At 65.4% G+C, this 18,472-nt stretch carries 18 protein-coding genes; 9 read left to right on the top strand and 9 right to left on the bottom strand.

Annotated features, from left to right (window positions below; genetic code table 11):
* The first annotated feature begins 86 nt into the window (after nucleotides 1-86).
* Nucleotides 87-1,547: a YdgA family protein gene (locus ACUCV0_RS12975; RefSeq protein WP_482212868.1), complete on the top strand. Its 1,461-nt coding sequence runs from the start codon at nucleotides 87-89 to the stop codon at nucleotides 1,545-1,547.
* A gap of 145 nt (nucleotides 1,548-1,692) precedes the next feature.
* Here the strand turns inward: ACUCV0_RS12975 and ACUCV0_RS12970 are convergent, their stop codons facing one another.
* From ACUCV0_RS12970 to ACUCV0_RS12950, 5 genes are all read right to left on the bottom strand, one after another.
* Complete coding sequence (locus ACUCV0_RS12970; RefSeq protein WP_482212867.1) at nucleotides 1,693-3,654, bottom strand: DUF7844 domain-containing protein; 1,962 nt, start codon at nucleotides 3,652-3,654, stop codon at nucleotides 1,693-1,695.
* Complete coding sequence (locus ACUCV0_RS12965) at nucleotides 3,651-3,971, bottom strand: DUF2388 domain-containing protein (protein WP_059316695.1); 321 nt, start codon at nucleotides 3,969-3,971, stop codon at nucleotides 3,651-3,653. The genes ACUCV0_RS12970 and ACUCV0_RS12965 overlap by 4 nt, the downstream gene beginning before the upstream one ends.
* 34 nt (nucleotides 3,972-4,005) lie before the next feature.
* Entirely contained in the window at nucleotides 4,006-4,305 is a 300-nt protein-coding gene (locus ACUCV0_RS12960; protein ID WP_059316696.1) for a DUF2388 domain-containing protein, read from the bottom strand.
* Nucleotides 4,306-4,407: 102 nt separating this feature from the next.
* Nucleotides 4,408-4,728, bottom strand: coding sequence for a DUF2388 domain-containing protein (locus ACUCV0_RS12955; protein WP_323149593.1), 321 nt, complete (start codon nucleotides 4,726-4,728; stop codon nucleotides 4,408-4,410).
* A gap of 73 nt (nucleotides 4,729-4,801) precedes the next feature.
* Nucleotides 4,802-5,011, bottom strand: a complete 210-nt coding sequence (locus ACUCV0_RS12950) for a DUF1127 domain-containing protein (RefSeq protein ID WP_482212866.1) — start codon at nucleotides 5,009-5,011, stop codon at nucleotides 4,802-4,804.
* Nucleotides 5,012-5,272: 261 nt separating this feature from the next.
* Between ACUCV0_RS12950 and argC the strand changes: the two genes are divergently transcribed.
* Nucleotides 5,273-6,226, top strand: a complete 954-nt coding sequence (argC, locus tag ACUCV0_RS12945; RefSeq protein ID WP_059316699.1) for an N-acetyl-gamma-glutamyl-phosphate reductase — start codon at nucleotides 5,273-5,275, stop codon at nucleotides 6,224-6,226.
* A 189-nt stretch (nucleotides 6,227-6,415) separates the two neighbouring features.
* Here the strand turns inward: argC and yihA are convergent, their stop codons facing one another.
* Nucleotides 6,416-7,054, bottom strand: a complete 639-nt coding sequence (gene yihA, locus ACUCV0_RS12940; protein ID WP_059316700.1) for a ribosome biogenesis GTP-binding protein YihA/YsxC — start codon at nucleotides 7,052-7,054, stop codon at nucleotides 6,416-6,418.
* Between the two features lie 202 nt (nucleotides 7,055-7,256).
* On the opposite strand from yihA, the gene ACUCV0_RS12935 reads away from it, so the two are divergent.
* From ACUCV0_RS12935 to ACUCV0_RS12925, 3 genes are all read left to right on the top strand, one after another.
* A complete protein-coding gene (locus tag ACUCV0_RS12935; protein ID WP_017639243.1) occupies nucleotides 7,257-7,886 on the top strand; it encodes a thiol:disulfide interchange protein DsbA/DsbL in 630 nt (209 codons plus the stop codon).
* Between the two features lie 177 nt (nucleotides 7,887-8,063).
* Nucleotides 8,064-9,827: a diguanylate cyclase gene (locus ACUCV0_RS12930; RefSeq protein ID WP_482212865.1), complete on the top strand. Its 1,764-nt coding sequence runs from the start codon at nucleotides 8,064-8,066 to the stop codon at nucleotides 9,825-9,827.
* Between the two features lie 25 nt (nucleotides 9,828-9,852).
* Nucleotides 9,853-10,638 (top strand): N-acetylmuramoyl-L-alanine amidase, encoded by a 786-nt coding sequence (locus ACUCV0_RS12925; protein WP_482212864.1) that lies wholly within the window; start codon nucleotides 9,853-9,855, stop codon nucleotides 10,636-10,638.
* Nucleotides 10,639-10,653: 15 nt separating this feature from the next.
* Here ACUCV0_RS12925 and gbdR read toward each other — a convergent pair whose 3' ends face one another.
* On the bottom strand, nucleotides 10,654-11,751 hold the full coding sequence (gbdR, locus tag ACUCV0_RS12920; RefSeq protein ID WP_017639240.1) for a choline metabolism transcriptional regulator GbdR: 1,098 nt from the start codon (nucleotides 11,749-11,751) through the stop codon (nucleotides 10,654-10,656).
* A 465-nt stretch (nucleotides 11,752-12,216) separates the two neighbouring features.
* On the opposite strand from gbdR, the gene choX reads away from it, so the two are divergent.
* The 4 genes from choX (at nucleotide 12,217) to choV (ending at nucleotide 16,560) form a co-directional block, all read left to right on the top strand.
* Nucleotides 12,217-13,158 (top strand): choline ABC transporter substrate-binding protein, encoded by a 942-nt coding sequence (gene choX, locus ACUCV0_RS12915; protein WP_482212863.1) that lies wholly within the window; start codon nucleotides 12,217-12,219, stop codon nucleotides 13,156-13,158.
* A 268-nt stretch (nucleotides 13,159-13,426) separates the two neighbouring features.
* On the top strand, nucleotides 13,427-14,365 hold the full coding sequence (locus ACUCV0_RS12910; protein ID WP_059316704.1) for a choline ABC transporter substrate-binding protein: 939 nt from the start codon (nucleotides 13,427-13,429) through the stop codon (nucleotides 14,363-14,365).
* A gap of 116 nt (nucleotides 14,366-14,481) precedes the next feature.
* Nucleotides 14,482-15,324 (top strand): choline ABC transporter permease subunit, encoded by an 843-nt coding sequence (gene choW, locus ACUCV0_RS12905; protein ID WP_059316705.1) that lies wholly within the window; start codon nucleotides 14,482-14,484, stop codon nucleotides 15,322-15,324.
* A 3-nt stretch (nucleotides 15,325-15,327) separates the two neighbouring features.
* Complete coding sequence (gene choV / locus ACUCV0_RS12900) at nucleotides 15,328-16,560, top strand: choline ABC transporter ATP-binding protein (protein ID WP_059316706.1); 1,233 nt, start codon at nucleotides 15,328-15,330, stop codon at nucleotides 16,558-16,560.
* Nucleotides 16,561-16,872: 312 nt separating this feature from the next.
* On the opposite strand, the gene ACUCV0_RS12895 is transcribed toward choV, so the two are convergent.
* Nucleotides 16,873-17,730, bottom strand: a complete 858-nt coding sequence (locus ACUCV0_RS12895; RefSeq protein WP_059316707.1) for a formyltetrahydrofolate deformylase — start codon at nucleotides 17,728-17,730, stop codon at nucleotides 16,873-16,875.
* Between the two features lie 100 nt (nucleotides 17,731-17,830).
* Nucleotides 17,831-18,460, bottom strand: a complete 630-nt coding sequence (locus ACUCV0_RS12890; protein ID WP_059316708.1) for a sarcosine oxidase subunit gamma — start codon at nucleotides 18,458-18,460, stop codon at nucleotides 17,831-17,833.
* Nucleotides 18,461-18,472: the final 12 nt, after the last annotated feature.

Raw genomic sequence — 18,472 nt, 5'->3', positions numbered from 1 at the left:
CCCCTCGGCATCCGCCCAAGGCTCTCGTACACTCCGCCTCCACTCGGCGCGGGTTGCTGCGCTACCTACAAAGGGATTTGGTCTCCATGAAGAAGCCGCTACTTACCACCCTCGCCGGACTGGCCCTGGTCGCCGTCGGCACCGCCGTGGGGGGCGCCTGGTACACCGGCACCCGGCTGGAAGGCGAATTGCGCCAGGCCGCGAGCCAGGCCCAGGTGGCCTTGCAGGTGCAACTGCCCGAGTACCCCTTGCAGCTCCAGCTGGTCGAGCTGCAGCGCGGTGTGTTCAGCAGCACCGCCACCTTCAGCCTGACCGTGCAGGCCGAGGATCGACCGCCGGTGGAGGTGCTGCGGCTGCAGGACGACATCCAGCATGGCCCCTTCCCCCTGACCCGTCTCAAATCCCTGCAGCTGGCGCCGGTCATGGCGGTCAACCGCTTCACGCTGGCGCGCACGCCGGTCACGGCCGATCTCTTCACCCTGGCCAAGGGCGCCGAACCCGTGCAGCTCGACGCCACGCTGGGCTACGACCGTGGGGTGCAGGGTGGCCTGACCCTGGCCGCCCTGCACCTGGACCAGCCCCAGGGCGCGGTGGCCTTCTCCGGCCTGAACGCCACCTTCCACACCGACATGGAGGCCAGCCGGCTACGCCTGGACAGTTCAGTGGGGCAATTCAGCCTCAACGTCCGCACCCCCGACGGCTGGGCCAAGCTGGAGACCGAAGGCTTCGCCCTGACCGGCGACAATCGCCGCAATGCCGATGGCTTCTGGCTAGGCCCAGGCCAGCTGCGCCTGACACGCCTGATGCTGGCGATGCCCGGCAAGCCGGCGGTCGAACTGCAGGATCTGCAGCTGCGTGGCGATACCCAGCAACAGGGCCAGCAGCTGTCCGGGACAATCGACGCCAGCCTCGGCCGGCTCGACGTCGCCGGCCAGACCCTGGGCAAGGCGACCCTGAGCGGGCGCTACACCAACCTCGACAGCCCCGCCCTGGCCCAGCTCAACGCCCTGCTGCAGCACCTGCAGCTGGATGCCGAAGAGGGTCTCGATCCCACCACCCAGGCCACGCTGCGGCAGCACCTCAACGATGTGCTAGCGGCTCGGCCGCACCTGGTGGTGGATGATCTGCGCCTCGACACCCCCAGCGGCAGCAGCCATCTGCGCCTGGACCTGACCCTGGACAAGCCGGCGACCTTCGATCTGCCACCGGAGCAACTTACTGCCCAGCTGCTGTCTCGGCTTGATGCTCGCCTGTCGGTCGCGCGCGGTAGCCTGGTGGATGGCGTCCTCTTTCAGGCCGGTGCTCAGCGCACGCAGCCGGCGATGCAGCAACAGGCCCAGGCCACTGCCGAAGCCCTGGCCGGCATCGGCCTGAACAGCGGCCTGCTCAAGGCCGAAGGCGACGACCTGGTGGCTACCCTGGCCTATGCCGCAGGCCGCTTGACGCTCAACGGCCAGGAGGTGCCACCGGAACAGCTGCTGGCCCTGCTGGAGCGCCCGCAGCCGGCAGCTCCGACGCCACCCCAGGGTAAGACACCGAAGCGATAAGCGTGGCAGGTAGGTTGGGCTGAGCAAAGCGAAGCCCAACAAGGCCTTCACCCGCTGGACTTCGACGGTGAAGCCGTCTCAGCCCAACCTACAACGCCCCGTAGGTTGGGCTGAGCGCAGCGAAGCCCAACAGGCCCCAACCGCCCTATTTCAGCTCCAGCCCACCGCTGGCTTTGTTCAGCTCGCGCAGGTGCTTGCCGAGCAGATCCAGGTTGGCTTCGGTCAGGTCCAGGCCGTCGCGGGCCTCCGGCGAGAGCAGCTGCCGGACCTCGTTGTTGAGCGTATCCCTGAGGCTGCGCAGATGGGCCTGGCGCTTCTGGCTCTCGGCAGTCAGCTGTTCCCACTCGCCCGGTTGCGGCAGGCCGTAGCCGTCGGTGCCCAGCAGCTCGGCCGGGCGGCTCAGGTAGCCGCTGTCCTTGAGGATCTGCTCCAGGGCGCCACCGGCCTTGCCGAAGCGCGCCTTGTCCACGGCATCCTGACCCAGGTAGCGATCCTTGAGCTCGGTCTGCGCCTGCAGCAGCGCACGGCGATAGGCCGCTTGCTCCAGCAGCAGCAAGGCGGCGCTGGCGCGCAGGTCGGCGCGCTGGAATTGCTCGCGACGCTGCTGCGGGGTCAGCGCCAGCCAGGCCTCGACGTCCGCCTGGGGCAGGTTCAGGCGCTCCCTGGCCACCTTGAACATGGCCTGGAAGCGTTCGCGGAAGCTGTCGAAGCGATAGCCCAGCCGCAGCGCCTCGCGCGGATCATCCAGCACCGAGGTGTCCACCAGGTCCTTGAACCTGAGCGCGTCCATCAGCCCGGTGGGGGTGATGACATCGAGCTGGGCATCGGCCAGACGCGGCACGCCGTCGTGCAACAGCTTGAAGGTTTCCACCGCGCAATTGTTGGTGACGAAGTAGTACTGGCCGTCATAGCTCCAGTGCACCTGGGCGGTACGTTCGAGAAAGTCGGCGATCTCCGGGCGGGTCAGCTTGAGCGGGACCGATTGCAGGCCGCGCAGCTCCACCTTGGTGTACTCGTCCACCACCTGGGCCAGCGGCAGCACGAACAGCCGCGAGGGGTAGGAGCCGGTCAGACCGCGCCAGCTGGAGAGCTGGACGTCGTTGACAAAGGCCCGGAACGACAGCACCAGGTGGTATTGCAGGTCCAGCCGGCAATCCGGGCCGCGTGGCCGACCGGGGGCGCAGACCACCAGGCGCAGCATGCTGTGGCCCCAGCGGCTCATGACCTTCTCGTTGCCCTCGGCCAGCAGGTAGTCGACCGCATAGACCCGCTCCGGATCGAGCCAACCCAGGGGCGCCTCGCCGAAGTCATTGCCAGCGTTGAGATAGGGATAGCGCCCCGGACAGGCGTCGTGCGCCGGTGACCAGCCGAAGTGCTCGGCGAAGTAGCGCTGCAGCGCTGGCCGGCGACAGGCGTAGCTGGGATCGAGCAGGAAATACTCCATGTTCACCGCCACGAATTCCTTCGGGTTGGTGACTTCATAGAGATCGGGACTGCGCGCGATAAAGAGGTTCTTCGACTCGCGATTGCCGTGCTTGCGCGTCTTCACCTGCCAGCCGGCCAGGTCCAGCAACCGTGGATCATCGGACAGGGTATAGCTGCGCCCGGCCTGGCCCTGGCATTTCACCGGCAACTGGTCGGAAGTCAGCCCCAGGCCGCCGCAGGACAGGATCAGCTGGCGCTGCTCGGGCGTCCAGACGCGCTCGCGGTCATAGAAGTGGGTCAGCTCATGCAGCACCGTGGCCAGCAGCTCGCGGTGCTGGGTGCCATGGGGTCGACCGGTCTGGATGCGGGTGTCGCTGCCGTCCACCAGACTGGGCAGCAGGCGGCGATTGAGCAGCAGATTGCGCCGATCCGCCTCGCCATAGGCTTCTTTCAGCAGCTCGCTGCTCCAGCGCACCGGAATGCGTTCGTCGAGCGCCGCCTTGAATTTGGGTGGCAGCAACGCCTGGGCCTCATCCAGCAACTGCTGGGTAGCCTGGATCTGCGCGGGCGTCAGGCCCTGGGTGTCGAGTTCGAGGTGCAGGGCGGCCTGAGCCCCACCGAGGGCCAGGCCGGCCGCGAGGCCAGCCAGCCACTGCCGCAGCCGGCCGGCGCGGTTGTTCACAGCGCCAGGATGGCCTGAGCCAGCTGCAGGTCGTTGGCCTGACGCGCGGCCGGGAACTGGTCGCGCAGGCTACGGAAGGCTTCTTCCAGCTGCACGCCGCGGATGTCGCCGTCGGTGGCGACAAAGCTGGCGGCATCGCCACGGGCAGCCTGGACCACCTTGGCGTCACGGATGGAGGTGGTGGTGTCGGAAGTGAAGTCGATGCTGCGCTGCAGCGCCCGCACCACGATGTTACTGGTGGCCACCAGGGTCTGGGCCTGAGCCAGGCTCGAAACGCCCAGGGTCAGGGCAGCGGCGATAAGCAGGGAACGGCGCATGGATACTCCAGGGATGTCACGGAATTGAAACGGACTACTGACTCAGAATGGCCTGGGCGAGTTCCCGGTCGGAAGCGTGCAACCCGGGATCGGCCGCGCGCAGGGCTCTTAAGGTTTCTTCCAGCTGAGCGCCGCGCAGGGCGCCGTCGGTGGCGACGAAAGCCGCGGCATCGTCACGGGCCGCCAGGACCAGTTTGTTCTGGAAGGGGCCGGTGGTGAGCTGGCTGGTGCCGTAGATGGTCTTGACCAGACCTTCGGTGGTGGAGTCGAACGCCAGAACCGGCGTGGCAAGACAGAGCCCGAGCAACAGCCCGGCAGAACGGCGGAAATACATGGATGACGACCCTCCGGTGGCAGATGGTCGCCAAGGCTAACGCAGCCCCCCGCTCCGGGCTAGCAGACAGGCGGCGCAGGGGGTATTTCGCGGTGTTGCGGTCTAGATCGCCAGGATCGCCTGAGCCAGCTGGTCGTCGCTGGCCTGACGCAGTTCTGGCGCCTGGCTGCGCAGGTGGTCCAGCGCCGCTTCCAGACGTACACCGCGGATGTCACCGGCGCTGCCGACGAAGCTGGCCGCATCGTCGCGGGCATCCAGCACCAGCTTGTCGTTCTTGAAGGACCCGGTGATGGACGACGTCGTATCGGAGGTCGCATCGATGGCGTTGACGATGATGTCGGTGGTGACATAGAAGCTCGACGCCGACGCGGCGGTGGACAGGCAGAACAGCGCCGCAGCGGCGCCCAGGTGCAAGGTTTTCATGGGTAGCTCCCGTCTGGATATGCCTGAGTGAGACTACTGCCAGCCGGCGGAAGTCTCACCTCGACGCATAATTTCACTCCTGCCAGAAGGACTTGCTTCCTTCCCGATACTGATCGGCCAGGTTCAAGCCCAGATCGCCTAGCGCTCGGGGATCCAGCCGCTGCAGTTGGCGACGGCCGATCGATCGTCGCCGCCAGCGGGCGAAGAGCTGCAACAGTCGACGAAAGCCGCGACCGCAGGCCAGAGACCGCACGGGGGCAGAACCGAAGGTCAGGGGATCCATGGCGAATTCCGGTGTAGTGGCAGGAAGACTCCAGCTTCGCCGCCACAGGCAAGGCAGACCACTTACAGCTATCGAACACTGTATCCGTACAAAACCTGCCAATTTGGATCTGTACCTCTATCCATCAGGGAGAGGACGCTGGCGCGTCCGGCTGCGCTGGTCTGACAGGCCCTTGCTGTAACCCTGACCTCCGGCGTATGCCTGCTGTGCCCGAGTCGCTACAATCGATGCTTTCAGCGCCCATCCGCGAGAGGCACCGCCATGAGCTTCAAAGTTTTCGTCGACGGCCAGGAAGGCACCACCGGCCTGCGCCTGCTGGACTATCTGACCGGCCGTTCGGATATCGAGCTGCTGCGCATCGACGAGAGCAAGCGCAAGGACCCGGCCGAGCGTGCGCGCTTCCTCAATGCCGCCGACGTGGCCTTCCTCTGCCTGCCCGATGCCGCCTCCCGGGAAGCGGTCAGCCTGGTGACCAATCCGAACACCTGCATCATCGACGCCAGCACCGCCTTCCGCACCGACAGCGGCTGGACCTACGGCCTGCCCGAACTCGCCCCCGGACAACGCGAGGCGCTGCGCGCCAGCAAGCGCATCGCCAACCCGGGCTGCCACGCCAGCGCCTTCATCCTGCTGGCTCGCCCGCTGGTGGACGCCGGCCTGCTGGCCCCGGAAACCCCGCTGTCGGCCTTTTCCCTGACCGGCTACAGCGGCGGCGGCAAGCAGATGATCGCCGCCTACGAAGCCGGCGGCGATGCACGCCTGCAGAGCCCGCGTCCCTATGCCATGGGCCAGGGCCACAAGCACCTGCCGGAAATGCGCGTACAGAGCGGCCTGGCCGCCGCGCCGGTGTTCAGCCCCATCGTCGGTCCCTTCCTCAAGGGCCTGGCAGTCACTATCCCGCTGCACGCCAGCCAGTTGCGTCCCGGCACCACGGCGGCCGACCTGCAGGCGGCGCTGGCCCGGCACTATGATGGCGAAGCCTTCATTCGCGTGGCGTCGGTAGCGGCCGAGGAGGAACTGGACAATGGCTTCTTCGACGTCCAGGCCAGCAACGACACCAACCGCGCCGATCTTTTCGTCTATGGCAATGCCGAGCGGATGACGCTGGTAGCGCGCCTCGACAACCTGGGCAAGGGCGCGGCCGGTGCCGCCGTTCAGTGCATGAACGTACACCTGGGGGTCGACGAGGGCCTGGGACTCGCCAGCGGCCGCTAGTCAGGGCGCCGGCTTTCTTCCCGGGTAGGGCGAACCTTTCTCAAGGCGCCCCGTCTGAATTGCTGAACGGTTCGGATAACCGTTCAGCTCCTTTGCTGTTTAGTGTTGGCAGATGCTGGACCCCTGCTTTGGCGGTCCAGTCTTGAACTCCGGACTTCTCCCCTCCCCCGATGGAAGTCCGGAGTTTTTTTATGCCTCGGCGACGGGCTCGTCGAGCCCCAGCCAGCCGGCCAGCACCCGCTGCGCATCTTCCACGCCCTGGCGCTTGGGCGCCGAGAACAGCTGGATACTGGCGGTATCGCCCCAGCCCTGACGTATTTCGCGCTGCACCTTGAGCAGGGCATTCTTCTGCGCGCCGAAGGCCAGCTTGTCGGCCTTGGTCAGCAGGATGTGCAGCGGCATGGAGCTGGCCTGGGCCCAGTCCAGCATCAAGCGGTCAAATTCGGTCAGCGGATGGCGGATGTCCATCATCAGCACCACGCCGCTGAGCGAATTGCGGCTGCTCAGATAGGCCTCCAGGTGCTCCTGCCAGTGCTGCTTGAGCGGGATCGGTACCTTGGCGTAGCCATAGCCGGGCAGGTCCACCAGGCGCCGCTCCTCATCGAGGCTGAAGAAGTTGAGCAGCTGGGTGCGCCCCGGCGTCTTGGAGGTGCGCGCCAGGTTGGCATGGGTCAGGGTGTTGAGCGCGCTGGACTTGCCGGCGTTGGAGCGGCCGGCAAAGGCCACTTCCAGGCCGCTGTCGAACGGGCATTGATCGACCTTGGCGGCGCTGATGAGAAAGGACGCCTGTTGGCACAGACCGACGATGGGATTCTTGAAGCTGGACATGGGGGTACTCGCGAGCGCGCGGCAAAGCCAGCAGTATATCGGATGCGCCGGACGAGAGCCTTGCCCGCCGGCAACCTGAACGAAGCCTGAACATGGCCGGCCTCGGCCGCTCTGGCGACTAGGCGCGGCGATGCACCCGGCTACAATGCCCGCAATCCGTCATGCCCGGTTGGTGGGCGTGCCTTCTTCCAGGAGTAGTCCCATGCGCAACCTGCTTTTCTCCGCCGTGTTCGCCGCCGCCAGTCTGTTCGGCGCGGCCGCCCATGCCGACGACATCCAGGCCGGCAAGCAGTACACCGAACTGAGCAGTCCGGTTCCGGTGTCCGAGCCCGGCAAGATCGAAGTGGTTGAGCTGTTCTGGTACGGCTGCCCGCACTGCTACGCCTTCGAGCCCACCCTCAACGCCTGGTCCAAGAAGCTGCCCGACGACGTTACCTTCAAGCGCGTGCCGGCCATGTTCGGTGGCGTCTGGAACGTCCACGGTCAGCTGTTCGTGACCCTGGAAGCCATGGGCGTGGAAGCCAAGGTGCATGACGCCGTCTTCGCCGCCATCCACAAGGAACACAAGAAGCTCGCCACCCCCGAAGAGATGGCCGACTTCCTCGCCACCCAGGGCGTGGATCGCGACAAGTTCCTTAGCACCTACAATTCCTTCGCCGTGAAGGGTCAGGTGGAAAAGGACAAGAAACTGGCCATGGCCTATCAGATCACCGGCGTGCCGACCATGGTGGTCAATGGCAAGTACCGCTTCGACCTGGGCTCCTCGGGTGGTCCGGACGAGACCCTGAAGGTCGCCGACTTCCTGATCCAGAAAGAACGCGCCGCCAAGTAAGCGTTACCCGCCGCCGCGCCCTGCGGCGGCGGCTCCTCAGCTCGTCCCTCTCAAGCGGCCTCCGGTCGTCCTGCTCAAACTTTCTCCGAAACCGCCGATACCCTAGCGACTATCAAGTGGGCTGGCCGCCTGGTCGCGCCTGCCTGCTGGCCACCCTTAAGCCTTTGGAGCGGGCGGATGGAGCGCGCGGACGTCGAACGCTGGAAAAGCAAATACCTGGAAAGCCTCGAGAACCTCGAACGCCTGGAAAGCCGGTGGGAAAACCGCCTGGATCTGGTGCGACGCGGTCTCGTGCGCAGCAGCCTGGCCGCCGAAGGCAACGACGTGGCGGTGGACGCCTGCCTGGTCGAATTGCGTGACATCCTCCGCCGTGACGACAGCGACGCCGACCTCGCCAAGCTGATCCCGCGCCTGGAGCGCACCGTACTCGATTCCGAGCAGCGCCGGGAATTGCGTGCACGCCAGGTGGCCGATGCCTTCGCCGAACTCTGTCGCCTGCTGCAGACCCTGGAGTTGCCCCGCGATCTGCGCAAGGCGCTCAAGGGTTTCGCCAAGCGCGCCCAGGCCGCGGCCGGCCAACCGGGCGAACTGCCCGCGCTGCTGGGAGAGTTCAGCCGTCTGCAGCAACAGGCCCTGAACCAGTTGCACCCCGAGCAGCCCGCCCGCCCTGGCTTTTTGCAACGCCTGCTGGGGAGTCGCGGTGAGACAGCCGAGGACGGGCCGGCCCCGCTGCCCGCGCAACCCGTGGAGTCCATCCCACCTCCTGCACGGGAGGAAGCGGCGGAGCTGTCCGAACCGGCTTCGTCAGCGCTCGATCATCCGCCATCACCGGCTCCCGAGGCCTCGCCTGCCCCGGCCGATCCGGCCTATGCCCTGCCTCCCGTTCCCGAGCCGGGCTACAGCGCCATCGCCCCGCATCTGGAAGCCACCCTGCTGCGGCTGCTCGATGACCTGGCCCTGCCCGATAGCCACAAGCCCCAGGCCGAACACCTGCGCCAGCGCATACAGGGCAGCCTGAACTGGTACGAACTCGTCCCGGTGCTCGACGACCTGTCGGTGCTGGTGCTGGCCCTCAACCATTCCGGGCAGAGCGAATTCCAGCTCTACCTGCGCCGCCTCAACGAACGTCTCGCCGCCTTTCAGAGCGGCCTGCAGGACGTCCACGAGCAGCGTCAGGATGGCCAGACCCAGGAGCGCGCCTTTGGCGAAGTCCTGCGCGGTCAGGTCAACGACCTGCAGAGCGAGGTGCAGGACGCCACCGACCTGGACAGTCTCAAGCTGTCTCTGGACAGTCGCCTGGAAGGCCTGCTGGCCAGCCTGGCCGAGCAGCAGACCCAGCGCGAGACCCGTGAACAGGAGGCCAGCGACCAGCTCAGCGCCCTCACCGAGCGCGTCGCCGGCATGGAACGCGAAGCCAAGCAGTATCGCGGCCACCTGGAAGAACAGCGGCTGAAGGCCCTCTGCGACCCGCTCACGGGGCTGCCCAACCGCGCCGCCTGGAGCGAGCGCCTGGACCTTGAGGTAGCCCGCTGGCAACGCCATGGCGGCGACCTGCTCATGGCCGTGCTCGACGTCGATCTGTTCAAGCGCATCAACGACGGCTACGGCCACCTGGCTGGCGACAAGGTGCTCAAGATCATCGCCAACGAATTGCAACGCCGCCTGCGCAAGACCGACTTCATCGCCCGCTTCGGGGGCGAGGAGTTCGTCGTGCTACTGGGCGCCACGCCCCTTGCCGGCGGGGTCACCCTGATCGAGCAACTCCGCGCCGCGGTCGCGGCCTGCCCCTTCCATTTCAAGGGTGAACGGGTGGTGGTCACCCTGTCCGCCGGTCTTGCCGCCTTTGCGCCAGGCGAGGATGCCGATACCGTATTCGAACGTGCCGACCAGGCGCTCTACCGCGCCAAGCGCGCCGGACGCGATCGCCTGGACGTGGCCTGACCCTTCCGCCGTTCGCGAGGTAACCGTGCGAAATCCCTTCAAGCTCCTTCCCTGGCTGCTCTGCGGCCTGCTCCTGGCCGGCTGCTCCAGCGGTCCGCGCATCAATGACGACTACACCGCTCGCGACCAGGACAGCCGGGTGCAATACATCGTGCTGCACTACACCGCGGCCGGCTCGCAGCAATCGCTCAAGCTGCTGACCCAGGCTGGCGTCAGTGCCCACTACCTGATCGACACCGATGGCACCATCTATCGCCTGGTGGACGAAAATCGCCGCGCCTGGCACGCCGGCGTCAGCGAATGGGAGGGGCGGACCTGGCTCAACTCCACCTCCATCGGCATCGAGATGGTCAACCTGGGCTTTCGCGACACCCCGGCCGGACGCCAGTGGTATCCCTTCAGCGAAGCCCAGATCAAGGCACTGATTCCGCTGCTCAAGGACATCGAACAACGCCATGGACTGGATCGCCGCGCCATCGTCGCGCACAGCGACATCGCCCCGGGGCGTAAGCAGGATCCGGGTCCGCTGTTTCCCTGGGCTCGTCTGGCCGCGGCGGGCCTGATCAACTGGCCGGATCAGAACGTGGTCGCCCAGCGCCAGGCCAGCCTGGGCGGCGTGCTGCCGCCTCCGGCTTGGTTCCAGGATCAACTGGCACGAGTTGGTTATGCGGTACCCCGCACCGGCGTGCTAGACCAAGGCACTCGCGATGTCATCGGCGCCTTCCAGATGAAGTACCGGCCAGGCCGTTTCGACGGCCAGCCGGATCTGCAGACGGCGGCGTTGCTGCTCAGCCTGCCCAGCGGTCGCTAGGCGCTGTGAGGCGGCTTACAGCCGCACGCTGGCAAAGGTGGATTCGCCCTGGGCCTGGCTCAGGGCGGCCAGCGCCGAGGACGCGGGCATCAGCGACAGCTCCTGGGACAGCGGCATCAGCGCGATGGGCTGCTGGATGGTCGGCCCCTGACGCTCGTCGCGCGGCGGGATGCCGAAGTACTCGCGGTAGCACTTGGAGAAGTGCGGGGTGGAGACGAAGCCGCACACCGAGGCCACCTCGATGATCGACAGGGTGGTCTGCTTGAGCAGCTGCCGGGCGCGGATCAGGCGCAGCTTGAGGTAGTAGCGCGACGGCGAGCAGTGCAGGTACTTCTGGAACAGGCGCTCCAGCTGGCGCCGGGACACGTCCACATAGACCGCCAGCTCGTCGAGATCGATAGGCTCTTCGAGATTGGCCTCCATCAGCGCCACGATCTCCTGCAGCTTGGGCTGGTTGGTGCCCAGCATGTGCTTGAGCGGGACCCGCTGGTGATCCTGCTCGTTGCGGATGCGCTCGTAGATGAACATTTCCGAGATCGCCGCCGACAGCTCTCGACCATGCTCGCGACCGATCAGGTGCAGCATCATGTCCATCGGCGCCGTGCCGCCCGAAGCAGTGCAGCGGTTGCGGTCGATGGTGAAGAGACGGGTGCTGAGCACCACGCGCGGATAGGCTTCCTGCAGCGCTGCCAGGGTTTCCCAGTGCACGCTGCAATCGTAACCGTCAAGCAGGCCGGCGCGGGCCAGGGCCCAGCTGCCAGTACAGACCGCGCCCAGCTTGCGACCCTGACGCGCCTGGCTCTGCAACCAGGTGCAGTGTTCGCGAGACACGCTGCGCTGGATGCCCACGCCGCCACAGACGATCACCATGTCCATTGCCGGGGCAGCGCTCACGGCGCTGTCCGGGGTGATCTGCAAGCCGTCGCTCGCCCGCACCGGACGGCCATCCAGGCTCAGGGTGCACCAGCGATAGAGTTCCCGTCCTGACAGCTGATTGGCCATGCGCAGCGGCTCCACGACCGAAGCCAGGGAGATGAGCGTGAAATTATCCAGTAGCAGAAAGCCGATGGACTGGATCGCACGGGCCTGTGACGAGGTGGGAATGGGCGACATGGTTTGAATCTCCTTCACGCAGGCTAAGGCCCTTGGCTGGGCTCTAATGAGGTGCGGCAGACGACTGTGGGCGAAGAATGTGTCGCGGACGCATAAGTCATGTCGCAATTCCCATGCCGAAAATAGGTGAACCCAGTGACGACGAGGCTGTCTGGGCCGAATAACCCATTCAGCAGCAGCCAATAGCCTTGATTAGATAGGTTTTTTAATTGCGACCCTTCTGATCCGAGACCGACCTCTGGGCAGTAGCACTTCGCCACATGTATTCCATTGGTAACACCGGGACGTAACCGACGCGCGCCAAAATGTGGCATGGCGACTCAGTGGGCACAGTCGTAGGTCAGCCGATCGACCGTTTGTCGCCCCTCTGGTGACACATGGCGAAAAGCCAGTAAAGCCCGGGCTAGACGGACCGGTACGTGCAACGGTCAGGCCCCTCACCGTCGCGATCCGTTGGAGTCTAGGATGAAGATCTCCCAAGCGCTGTGGCTGTCCGGTCTGTTGCTGTGCTCGGCTGCGCAGGCAGCGGGCGAACTCGAAAGCTGCCATGAGGTACGTCTGGCCGATGTCGGCTGGTCGGATCTCAATGTCACCAACGCCATGACCCGCTATCTGCTCAGCGCCCTGGGTTACGAGACCGAAGTGCTGCGACTTTCCCTGCCGCAGACCTACGAAGCCCTGGCCAAGAACGAGGCCGATGTCTTCCTTGGCAACTGGATGCCCGCCCAGACCAAACTCAGCCAGGCCTATCTCGATGCCGGCACGCTCGAACGCCTGCACGCCAACTTGGAAGGTGCTCGCTACACCCTGGCCGTGCCCCAGTACGTTTATGACGCCGGGGTGAAGAACGTCGCCGATATCGCCCGCTACGCTGATCGCTTCGGCCACACCCTCTACGGCATCGAGCCGGGCAACGATGGCAATGCCCTGGTCAAGAAGATGATCGCCAACAACGCCTTCGCTCTGGGCGGCTTCACCCTCGACGAATCCAGCGAACAGGGCATGCTGACCCAGGTGCGGATGAAGGAGCTGCTGGACCGGCAGTGGATCGTCTTTCTCGGCTGGGAGCCGCACCCGATGAACATCCGGCACAAGCTGGCCTATCTCGATGGCGGTGACGACTACTTCGGTCCCCAGCAGGGCGGTGCTACGGTCTACACGGTGGTGCGCAAGGGCTATGCCCAGCAGTGCCCCAATGTGGCCCGGCTGCTGGGCAACCTGGTGTTTTCCCTGGACATGGAAAACCAGCTGATGGACAGGGTGCTCAACGAAAAGGACAACCCGCGCCGCGCCGCGCGCCTTTGGCTACAGCGCAATCCCGAGCAGCTCGAAACCTGGCTCAAGGGCGTTGTCACCCGCGGCGGAACTCCTGGCAACCTGGCGATCAAGGCCAGTCTGGCCCAGTGACCATCCACCTTGGAACGCTCGCCAACACCTCTGGCCTGGGTTTTACCGCACGAGCCCGCGTAGCCGGCGGACCAACCGATGCGCTCTGCCGCGACCGCCGCGAAAGCGCCCTGGACCCCATGCTGGATACGACATTTCCGCTTCTGGTTACGACGCCGCGTACACTGGTAGCGACGCAGGCGGTAGGCGCGCCTGGGGGGATGAGTTACAGATAAATACACGTGGGGCGCACCGAAAGGTACCCCACCAAACGCAAGGAGATGTGTCCATGAAAGGTTGTTCCCGTTGGCTCTGGAGTGCCGCCCTGCTGGCGCCACTTTTTGTTCAGGCAGCCGAGCCGGCCTCTTGTGCCAAGGTACGCTTCGCGGATGTCGGTTGGACCGACATCACGGTAACCACGGCCGTGACCAGCGAGGTGCTGCACGCCCTGGGCTACCAGACCACGACCAACATGATCTCCGTACCGGTCACCTATAAGTCCCTGCAAAACAAGGACATAGACGTCTTTCTCGGCAACTGGATGCCGAGCATGGCAGCGGACATCAAGCCCTATGCGGACAATGGCAGCGTCGAGACCGTACGCGCCAACCTGGAGGGCGCCAAGTACACCCTGGCCGTCCCCCAGTACGTCTATGACGCCGGGGTCAAGAGCTTCGCCGACATCGCCAAGAATGCCGACAAGTTCGACGGCAAGATCTACGGGATCGAGCCGGGCAACGACGGCAACCGCCTGATCCAGGGCATGATCGACAAGAATGCCTTCGACCTGGGCAAGTTCAAGCTGGTGGAGTCCAGCGAGGCCGGGATGCTGTCGCAGATCCAGCGCGCCGAGCGACGCAAGCAGTGGGTGGTATTCCTCGGCTGGGAACCCCATCCGATGAACACCCGCTTCAAGATGGCCTACCTCCAGGGCGGCGACGACGTCTTCGGCCCCAACTACGGCGGCGCCACCATCTACACCAACGTGCGCAAGGGCTACGTCCAGGAATGCTCCAACGTGGGCAAGCTGCTGACCAACCTGTCCTTTACCCTGGACATGGAAAACCAGCTGATGGACAAGGTCCTCAACGAAAAACAATCCGCGAGCGCGGCCGCCAAGGTGTGGCTCAAGGCGCATCCGCAGGTGCTCGACCAGTGGCTGGCCGGCGTGACCACACGCGACGGCAAGCCTGCGCTAGAAGCGGCCAAAGCCGCCTTGGCACCCTGACGGAACAATAACATTCGACTGTCCCGCGCCACTTCGGGCGGGTACTGCCACAGCCGAAGCACGAATCAGCGTTTCTCGTGCTTCGACCTGTCCACTCCTACCTGACGGGCACCGTTATGTTAATAACAGACCACAAACTCCCTCTCGGTCAGCAGATCGCCGACTTCATCGACTGGTTGACGCTGCATGGCGCCAGCGTCTTCGACAAGATCTCCGATGTGCTATCCGGCCTTATCCATGGCCTCACCGCCGGCCTGATGTGGTTCAACCCGCTGGCCTTCATTGCGCTGGTGGCGGTGGGCGTCTATCTGCTGCAACGCAGCATCGGCCTGGTGATCTTCGCCCTCATCTCCCTGCTGCTGATCCTCAATCTGGGGTACTGGCAGGAAACCATGGAAACCCTGGCCCAGGTGGTCTTCGCCACCCTGGTCTGCATCGCCGTCGGCGTGCCACTGGGCATCATCGCCGCGCACAAACCCTGGTTCTACACAGGCCTGCGCCCGGTCCTGGACCTGATGCAGACGGTCCCCACCTTCGTCTATCTGATTCCGACCCTGACTCTGTTCGGCCTGGGCGTAGTGCCCGGACTGATCTCCACGGTGGTATTCGCCGTGGCCGCGCCGATCCGCCTGACCTGCCTGGGCATCCAGGACGTTCCCGCCGAGCTGATGGACGCCGGCAAGGCCTTCGGCTGCTCGCGCTGGCAGCTGCTGACCCGCATCGAACTCCCCCACGCCATGCCCAGCATCGGCGCCGGTATCACCCAGTGCATCATGCTGTCGCTGTCCATGGTGGTGATCGCTGCCCTGGTGGGCGCCGACGGTCTCGGCAAGCCAGTGGTGAACGCCCTCAACACCGCAGACATCGCCCTGGGCTTCGAGGCGGGGCTATCCATCGTCCTGATCGCCATCCTGCTCGACCGGGTGTGCAAGCAACCCGCCCCACGCGAGGTTAAATAAGTCATGACCGCCATTCGTTTCGAACATGTCGACGTCATCTTCGGCAAGCAGAACAAGCGCGCCCTGGAAATGCTCGACCAGGGCAAGGGCCGCAGCGATATCCTCCAGGAAACCGGCCAGGTGCTGGGCGTCGAGGACGCCTGCCTGGAGGTCCAGAAGGGCGAGATCTGCGTGCTGATGGGCCTGTCCGGCTCAGGCAAGTCCAGCCTGCTGCGCTGCATCAACGGCCTCAATACCGTGAGTCGCGGCAAGCTGCTGATCGAGCACAAAGGCAGCGAAGTGGACATCGCCAACTGCTCGCCCGCGGTACTCAAGGACATGCGTACCACCCGCATCGCCATGGTGTTCCAGAAGTTCGCCCTGATGCCCTGGCTGACCGTGGCCGAGAACGTCGGCTTCGGTCTCGAGATGCAGGGTCGCTCGGCCGCCGAGCGCAAGAAGCTGGTCGACGAGAAGCTGGAACTGGTCGGCCTGACCCAGTGGCGCAACAAGAAGCCCGACTCCCTCTCCGGTGGCATGCAGCAGCGCGTGGGCCTGGCCCGCGCCCTGGCCATGGATGCCGACATCCTGCTGATGGACGAACCCTTCTCCGCCCTCGATCCGCTCATTCGCCAGCAGCTGCAGGACGAATTGCTGCAGCTGCAGGCCAAGGTCAACAAGACCATCGTCTTCGTCAGTCATGATTTGGACGAAGCCCTCAAGATCGGCACCAACATCGCCATCATGAAGGACGGCCGCATCATCCAGCACGGCCGCCCCGAGGACATCGTGCTCAATCCGGCGGACGAATACGTACGCACCTTCGTCGCCCACACCAATCCGCTCAACGTGCTCAGCGGCTATAGCCTGATGCGCGGCCTGGACAAGTGCGGTCGTGAAGGCAACGAGATCTGCCTGGAGCGCAGCCACGACATCTGGCTGGCCCTGGAAAACCAGACGGTCAAGGCCCTGCGCCGTGGCGGCGAAAGCCTGGCCCTGCAACGCTGGACCCCGGGTATGCCGGTCACCAGCCTGCAGCGCCAACCGACCCTGGCACCGGCCGACATCCGTATGCGCGATGCCCTGGAGATCCGCTACCACACCGGGCACAAGCTGGTACTGGAGACCGATGGCCGTGCCGTGGGCATCCTCGGTGACAAGGAGCTCTACCACGCCTTGCTGGGCAAGAACCTGGAGAAGGCCGGCGAAGACGTCGCCCCACCCGCCGTGCGCTCTACCTTGTCCCAGGCGGGCTGACCGCCTGCCCTGCCGCCCGCCTCCCCCCTGCGGAGGCGGGTGCGCCCCGCCCTCCTGCTCCCCCCGCCGGCAGAGCCAGCCAGGCTCCCTTCCCGGCCCCCTCTCCTCATCCATAGCTACCTCTCTATCCCGGCCATCACCTAGCCTGACGCTGTTCGTCTGGTACGGCCAAAGGACGCGCGAACGTCTCCGGGCAGCACCTGATGGGTGCGCTGCCGAGCTGATAGGAAAGATGATCGAGGTAGCGCAGGACAGGCAGGCTGCGAACGCCTTGGCGATCTCGCAGCCTGCCAGGATGGATAGCGAGATGGGTTAGAGCACCACCGTCCGCCCGGCATTGAGGAAGACGCGGCGCTCCAGGTGATAGCCCACCCCGCGCGCCAGGGTCAGGCACTCGATGTCACGGCCGCGGGCCACCAGGTCCTCGGCATAGTGGGCATGGTCCACGGACTCGACGCCCTGGGCGATGATGGGGCCTTCATCGAGGTCGTTGTTGATGTAGTGCGCGGTGGCGCCCACCAGCTTGACGCCCTTGGCGTAGGCCTGGTGATAGGGCCGCGCGCCCTTGAAGCCCGGCAGCAGAGAGTGGTGGATGTTGATCGCCCAGCCATCGAGGCGGCGGCAGAGTTCGGGCGACAGCACCTGCATGTAGCGGGCGAGGATCACCAGTTCCGCACCGGTTTCCTGCAGCACCTGCCAAACCTTGGCCTCCTGGGCCGGCTTGTCCTGGGGATCCAGGGGGAAATGGTGATAGGGAATGCCGTGCCAGGCCGCCAGGGGCTCCAGGTCGGGGTGGTTGGAGATCACCGCCACCACGTCCATGGGCAACTGGCCGATGCGCTGGCGATAGAGCAGGTCGTTCAGGCAGTGGTCCGCCTTGGAGACCATGATGGCGACCTTGGCCCGATAGGCCGGCGGGGTCAGCTCGAAGGTCATGTCGAAGGGGGTGAAGCGCAGGTCGAGGCCGACGCGGAACAGCCCCTCGTTGAAATCGCCGGGCACCTGGAATTCCACCCGGATGAAGAAGCGCTGGGCTTCGCGATCATCGAAGCTGTGGTGCTGGGTGACATAGCAGCCCTGCTCGAAGAGATAGCGCGTGACCACGTCCACGGTGCCGAGGCGACTCGGGCTCTGGGCGGTGAGAATCCAGGTATCGGGCGTGCGGCTCATGTTGAATTCCTTTGCATAGAGATGAAGCCAAAACCACAAAACCCGACCTGCGCGTCACGCAGGTCGGGTTCGCTAGAACGGGACTGAACGTAGGCCGTGATCAGGCCTCGATGCGCAGTCCGTACTCGGCACTCGCGTCCTGCAGCCACAGCCAGACGTAGTCGGCGAAGCTCCGGCGCACCACCAGCTCCCAGGTGTCCTCCGCGGTGTGGCGGATGATCAGCTGGGACTTGGCGAATACCGTCCCCACTGCCTTGCCTACCGGGAAGTTGTCCGGATGGACATCGTAGGACGTGGACTTCATCAGCACTTCACGCACCTTGGGTCCCTTGAGCTCGACCAGCGTCTGGCCGCCACCGACGTTGACGATGGCGACGTGGCGCTCGCCCAGGGCCTGGCGCAGCGCCTGCTCGGTGGCGAATTCGCTGCCACCGGGCACGACCAGCAGCCATTCGTCCGGGCCGAGCCACTGCAGCGAGCTCTCGCCCTTCTGGGTGATCGCCAGCGGACCGGGCACTTCCAGGCCGACCACGCTCTGCACGGCGCCGGTGAAGCCTTCGTCATGGGCATCGCCACGGAGCACCAGGTGACCCAGCAGGGCCCGCTCGCGCAGGGTCACCCCGGCGGTGGCCGGGCCCCGTCCGGCGAGCTTGCTCAGCTCGGCATGGAACAGCGGGGATTCGGCGCGCGCCTTGGCGGAGTATTGGTCGTACACATTGATATTGTTCATGGGGCGCTATCC

The sequence above is a fragment of the Pseudomonas sp. VMV1 genome, from assembly GCF_056790235.1.
Note: the sequence above shows the minus strand (reverse complement) of the source record. Positions and strands in the feature narration are given on the sequence as shown.